This is a genomic window from Mesorhizobium sp. M7A.F.Ca.CA.004.06.1.1 (assembly GCF_003999135.1).
Classification (GTDB): domain Bacteria; phylum Pseudomonadota; class Alphaproteobacteria; order Rhizobiales; family Rhizobiaceae; genus Mesorhizobium.
On the sequence record NZ_RZPQ01000613.1, the window covers coordinates 1 to 3,571 of the forward strand.

At 61.9% G+C, this 3,571-nt stretch carries 4 protein-coding genes and 1 pseudogene; 1 reads left to right on the forward strand and 4 read right to left on the reverse strand.

Annotated elements, in window-relative coordinates; all coding sequences use genetic code 11:
• A pseudogene (locus EN906_RS26855) lies at nt 1-445 on the forward strand (hypothetical protein); the annotation flags it as partial.
• 9 nt (nt 446-454) lie between these two features.
• Here the strand turns inward: EN906_RS26855 and EN906_RS26860 are convergent.
• The 4 genes from EN906_RS26860 to EN906_RS26875 all read right to left on the reverse strand — a co-directional run.
• On the reverse strand, nt 455-640 hold the full coding sequence (locus EN906_RS26860; protein ID WP_127268456.1) for a hypothetical protein: 186 nt from the start codon (nt 638-640) through the stop codon (nt 455-457).
• A gap of 94 nt (nt 641-734) precedes the next feature.
• Complete coding sequence (locus tag EN906_RS26865) at nt 735-1,781, reverse strand: UDP-glucuronic acid decarboxylase family protein (RefSeq protein WP_027036338.1); 1,047 nt, start codon at nt 1,779-1,781, stop codon at nt 735-737.
• Nucleotides 1,782-1,804: 23 nt separating this feature from the next.
• Nucleotides 1,805-2,908, reverse strand: a complete 1,104-nt coding sequence (locus EN906_RS26870; RefSeq protein ID WP_127268455.1) for a glycosyltransferase — start codon at nt 2,906-2,908, stop codon at nt 1,805-1,807.
• Nucleotides 2,905-3,571: glycosyltransferase (locus EN906_RS26875; RefSeq protein ID WP_164777383.1), on the reverse strand; the 667-nt coding region annotated here is incomplete at its 5' end. The genes EN906_RS26875 and EN906_RS26870, both read right to left, overlap by 4 nt.

A 3,571-nucleotide genomic window follows, 5' to 3' on the forward strand; every position in this document is an offset into this window, starting at 1 on the left:
GGGCGAAAAACGCGCGGCAGCCTTGCGCGGTTGGCTCTCGAAACAGGCCCCCGCGAGCGGGCTGCAGCGCGTTGAAATCGATGGAAAGCTCCAACCATGGGAGTTTCTCGTTCGTGCCGACGGCAGGGTGCTCAAGACAGATGCCGTCGACCATTGCCGGGCACACGATTTGATCGGCTGCCAGCCAATAGAGTGGGACATTGCCGGCGCCCGTGTCGAGTACGGGCTATCCGACAGCGATGTGAGGACCCTGGTCCAAGGAATGAAGCTTGCCATCGACAACGGCCACATCGGCTTTTTCGAACCGTGCTATTTGGCATTCCAGCTCGGGCTCTGGAGCACGGCTGCGCAATCCGAAAATGGCCGGGAAAAAGCAAGGCTCGCCGCGACGGCAGACCGATATAGGATGCGACTGATAGGGTTCCTGGACGAATGCCTGATATGATCGTTCCGATCAGTCCAGCCTTCGCAGCATGTCTGCTTCCTGCTCGAGAATAGCGGCCACTTCCTCGCGCTGCAGATGCGTCATCATCAAGCTGACGCAGCACTCGAGATAGGTGATCGAGGCGCGCCGCAGATAGGCAGCCGTCTCGCGTTCGGCCATCTGGTCGATATCCCTCGCGGGTCGCTTGGGTTGCATGAGGATGATCCTCCGTATCGGTTCCTCCCGCCAAACCACAAGCTTGGGCGGATGTTCCGCGCGATCTCGGGAAAGATTCGGCGGCCGTCTCGCATCACGCCGGAAGGTTCTGCAGCCCGCCGGATGCCGGCCTCGCTCTTTTGGCAAAGCCTGTCATCTGATCGCCGATGCGACTGCCTTCGAGCGCCGCGAAATAATCGATCGTCAGCTTGAGCCCTTCGTTGAGGGGCACCTTCGGTGTCCAGCCGAGCAGCGCTTTTGCACGCGAAATATCGGGCTGCCTGCGCCGAGGATCATCTTGCGGCAGCGGCAGAAATCTCAAATCCGATTTGGTGCCGGTCATCGCCTTCACCAGCGCCGCCAGTCGCACGATGGTGAATTCTCCGGGATTGCCCAGATTGACCGGCTTGCCCGGATTGGGGTCGATGTCCATCAGTCGCCTCAATCCATCGATCTGATCGGAGACATAGCAGAAGGACCGCGTTTGCAAGCCGTCGCCGAAGATCGTCAGAGGACGTTTTTCTAACGCCTGCATGATCAGGTTTGAGACGATGCGGCCATCCGCCGGATCCATTCTCGGACCGTAGGTGTTGAAGATGCGCGCGACGCGCACGTCGGCTTTGCCGGCTCTAAGATAGTCGAAGCAAAGCGTTTCGGCAGTGCGCTTGCCCTCGTCGTAGCAGGCGCGCGGGCCTGTGCAGTTCACATGGCCAACATAGTCCTCCCTCTGGGGATGTTGCTCCGGATCGCCATACACTTCGCTCGTCGAGGCCTGTAGCAGCCGCGCGTCATATCGGACAGCGAGTTCGAGCAGGTTGAGCGTGCCGATCACGCAGGTTCGCGTGGTGTGTATCGGGTCGGCCTGGTAACGCGGCGGCGAGGCAGCGCATGCCAGGTTGTAGATGCGATCCACGGGCTCGCCGAGATCCAATGGCCGGCAGATGTCCTGCTCGATCAATCGGAAACCCGGCTGATCCATGATCGAGATGATGTTTTCCATGCGCCCTGTCAGGAAATTGTCGGCGCAGATCACGCGCCAGCCATCGCGGAGCAATGCTTCGCAAAGATGCGAACCGAGGAATCCCGCACCGCCGGCGACAAGCACTGCCTTTGCCCTTTGCGCGTTTCTTTTTTGTCGCATCGTCGTTTTCTCCTGTATGCCGGTCATGCTGCGCTTCCGATGTCGAAATCGAGGGCCGCCGCCCTTGGCTGTGTCAACGCCGTCACGAATTCGCGCGCTCTGGCCGCACCGGTGTGGGATGCGAGGACGCGTTCGCGGGCCCGGCGGGCCATGGCGAGGCGTGTGCGCTCGGACTCGCCGAAGAGGATTTCGATGACATCGTCCGTTTCCCCGGCGTTGTGAATCGCCGATGCGGGAAAGAAGCTGTCGAGCCCTGGCCAGCGATCGCTGATGATGGGCGTGCCGCAAGCAGCCGCTTCGAACAGGCGCACACTGGGTGACCATCCGGCAGCGATCATGGAACTGCGTGTGACGTTCAGCGTGTAACGCTGACGGCTGTAGAACGCGGCATGATCGGCCGGCGGCAAATGTTCGATGCGTTCGACATTGTCCGGCCAGGTGATGTCGGATGGGTATTGCGAGCCGGCTACGACGAAACGGCGGTCCGGCATACGCCGTGCTGGTTCGAGCAGCAGCGCGTTCAGCGTTGCCTGCCGGTCGGCACTGTAGGTGCCGAGATAGCCGAGATCCCAGCGGATCGGATCGCCGGTCCGGTGGTGCCGTTCCGGGTCGACCGAGCAGTAGAGCGGTTCGGCGCGGCGCGCGCCGAACTCCTCCACCAGACGGCCAAGCATCGGCCCGCCGGTGAACGAGAAGTAGACATCAAAATACGGAATCTGCCGCCAGCTCAGGTAATCGCAATCATCGGCTGAAAGCTGCGCCACGGTTACCGGCGTGTCGATGTCGTAGAAGCAGAAGCGCCCTTTGCAAAATGAAGCGACGATGTCGATGACCACGCGCCCTTCCGGCACGAAGGAGCCCATGACGACAATGTCGGCCTGCTCCAGGCACCGGGCGTAGTCGCTTTGCAACTCCGCAGTGGTTTCGTAGTAGCGCAAGGCGCAGAAATCCGGATCTCGCAGATCGCGGTGGTTGGCGTACCACGGCACGTCTCGCTCCAGAAAGGTCACGCGGTGGCCGAGTTCGTGCAGACCTTTCAGCAGGCCTCGAAACGTCGTGGCGTGGCCGTTTCCCCAGGACGAGGACAGCGACAGGCCGAGAAAGACGATGTCCAATTGCTTGGTCATTCCGCTGCCTCCACGGTCCCCTGCTCGAAATGACGTTTGAAGACGGCATCGGCCACGTCCGCCCGCAGCGCGTAGGTATGGTCGGCCAGCACGCGGCAAAGTGCGGCCTGGCCGATTGCCTTCGCCCGACTGGAGGTCAGCGAGCGCATGATCTCGGCGACATCGCCGCCGTCCCGTGCCACCAGGATCTCCTCGTCTGGTTTCAGGAACAGTTCCACGCCCAGCCATGCGTCGGTGATGAGGCAGGCACCGGCGCCGGCCGCCTCGAAGACACGCGTGGCCGGTGAAAAACCGTTTACGGCCATGCTGTCGCGACTGATGTTCAGCACGGCCTTGGGAGTGACGTTGAAGGCATTATGATCGCGGGTGCCAACGTGACCGAGCCAGCCGACATTGGCGGGAAGCGGCTTGTCCCCCCAGCCCGATCCGCCGAGCAGAAAGCGCTGTTTCGGCAGCTGGCTTGCGGGATCGAGGAAGAATGCTTCGACACGCGCCTCACGATCCGGCAGCCGGTTGCCGAGGAACGCCAGATCGCAAGCGAAACGCGCATTGCTGGCGACCGGGTGATGCGTTTGGGGATCGAGCGCATTGTAAATCGGCACGCATTCGTTCGCCCCCATGGCACGGTAGGCCCAGACGACGGGGTCGCCGCCGCCATAGGTC